Source organism: Duganella vulcania, assembly GCF_009857655.1.
Taxonomy (GTDB): domain Bacteria; phylum Pseudomonadota; class Gammaproteobacteria; order Burkholderiales; family Burkholderiaceae_D; genus Rugamonas; species Rugamonas vulcania.
This window is the reverse complement of record NZ_WWCX01000232.1, coordinates 1-1,875: the sequence shown is the minus strand read 5'-3', so window position 1 is coordinate 1,875 and position 1,875 is coordinate 1. Positions and strand designations below refer to the sequence as shown.

Below are 1,875 nucleotides of genomic sequence, written 5' to 3'. Positions count from 1 at the left end.
CCGGCCGCGCGCGCCCGGTCGGCCAGGCGCGCACGCGCCGCTGGCTGGCGCCGCCGCTGGCCGGATACACGACGATCTTGTTACTCCCGGCGGCGCTGCCGCTGGCATAAAGTGCTCTTGCGGCGCCGTTCCCGGCGCATCAACCTTCAGGAGGCAGCGATGAACGCGAATACCAGCAGATCCAGGCTCCAGCCCGGGGCCACGAGCGGCACGGCCGACATCGTGCGCGAATACGGCCCCTTCGACGGCGCCGGCCAGGTCCACTGCGTCACCCACGACGGCCAGCGCGTCTGGGCCGCCACCGGCGGGCACTTGATCGCCTTCGATCCGGCCAGCGGCGCCACCACCCGCACGCTGGACGTCGCCTGCGACGCCGGCACCGCCTTCGACGGCACCTGCCTGTACCAGATCGCCGAACGGCGCATCGACAAGATCGACCCGGCCAGCGGCAAGGTGCTGGCCTCGATCCCGGCGCCCGGCGACGGCTACGATTCCGGCCTGGCCTGGGCCGAGGGCAGCCTGTGGGTGGGCCAGTACCGCGACCGCAAGATCCACCAGGTCGACCCGGCCACCGGGGCCGTCATCCGCAGCATCGATTCGAACCGCTTCGTCACCGGCGTGACCTGGGTCGACGGCCAGCTGTGGCACGGCACGTGGGAAGGGGAGGAGAGCGACATCCGCCGCATCGACCCGCGCAGCGGCGAGGTGCTGGAGCGGCTGGAGATGCCGGCCGGCGCCGGCGTCAGCGGCCTGGAATCGGACGGCGCCGACCTGTTTTACTGCGGTGGCGGCGACAGCGGCAAGGTGCGCGCCGTGCGCCGGCCGAAGCCGGCGGCTTAATACTGGTCGTACTTGCGGGCGTCGCCGCGTACCAGGTCGGCCGGATACTTGGCGGCGTTCAGCGCCATCTTCTCCAGCGCGGCGGCGTGCAGGTCGACGCCGACTTGGTCGGCCAGCTGCACCAGGTAGAGCAGCACGTCGGCCAGCTCGTGGCGGATGCCGGTGCGGCGGGCGTCGTCCAGCTCTTCGTCGGCGCCGGTTTGCAGCCACTGGAAATGCTCGGCCAGTTCGGCCGCCTCCACCGTCAGCGCCATGGCCAGGTTCTTCGGCGTGTGGAACTGCCGCCAATCGCGTTCGGCGGCGAAGCGGCGGGTCAGTTCGCGCAGCGCGAGCAGGCTGTCGGTGGCGGAGGGGGCGGCGGGAGCGGTCATGGCGGGCGCGGGGCATGGGAAGTCTGGGCCCGCCATGATACCATCGCCGCTTTGCGCCGCCGCCGGCGCGCGCCCACTTACCCGATCACCTCATGCAGAATATTCTCGGCGCCATCGGGCGCTGGTACGACCGCCGCACGGCGCGCTTCAATCACCCCGCCACCCTGCGCCGCGCCGCCTGGCTGGTGCCGCTGGGCTTCGGCCTGCTGTCGCTGCTGCTTGGCCAGGACGACAACTGGGACCTGCGCAACTACCACCTGTACAACGCCTACGCGCTGCTCAACGGCCGCATCGGCTTCGACCTGTCGCCGGGTCAGTGGCAGAGCTACTTCAATCCCACGCTGGACCTGCTGTACTACGGCTTGAACCGCGCGCTGCCGCCGCCGGTGGCCGGCTTCGTCATGGGCGTGCTGCACGGCCTGAACTTCGTGCTGGTGCTGGCCATCGCGCGCCTGCTGCTGCCGGCGCCGGACGCCGCCGACCGCTATCGCCTGCCGCTGCTGCTGGCGCTGGCCGGCACGCTGGGCGCCGGCTTCCTGTCCGAACTGGGCAACTCGATGGGCGACAACATGAGCGCGCTGTGCGTGCTGGCGTCGCTGTACCTGGTGCTGCGCCACTGGCCGCGCTGGCGTGCGCTGGACCGCCGCGCGGCGGGCTGGCGTGC

General features: G+C 71.7%; 2 protein-coding genes and 1 pseudogene. 2 read left to right on the top strand and 1 reads right to left on the bottom strand.

What is annotated here, in order from left to right:
* Positions 1-159: 159 nt before the first annotated feature.
* Entirely contained in the window at positions 160-840 is a 681-nt protein-coding gene (locus GTP90_RS35585; RefSeq protein ID WP_161087915.1) for a Vgb family protein, read from the top strand.
* Here the strand turns inward: GTP90_RS35585 and GTP90_RS35580 are convergent.
* Positions 837-1,211, bottom strand: coding sequence for a nucleotide pyrophosphohydrolase (locus GTP90_RS35580; protein WP_161087914.1), 375 nt, complete (start codon positions 1,209-1,211; stop codon positions 837-839). The genes GTP90_RS35585 and GTP90_RS35580 overlap by 4 nt on opposite strands.
* Before the next feature lie 92 nt (positions 1,212-1,303).
* Here GTP90_RS35580 and GTP90_RS35575 point away from each other — a divergent pair.
* Positions 1,304-1,875: pseudogene (locus tag GTP90_RS35575) on the top strand (hypothetical protein); the annotation flags it as partial.

What these genes read in the sequence shown, in the direction of transcription:
- GTP90_RS35580 (WP_161087914.1), bottom strand. Translation starts at nt 1,211, where the DNA reads ATGACCGCTCCCGCCGCCCCCTCCGCCACCGACAGCCTGCTCGCGCTG.
- GTP90_RS35585 (WP_161087915.1), top strand. Translation starts at nt 160, where the DNA reads ATGAACGCGAATACCAGCAGATCCAGGCTCCAGCCCGGGGCCACGAGC.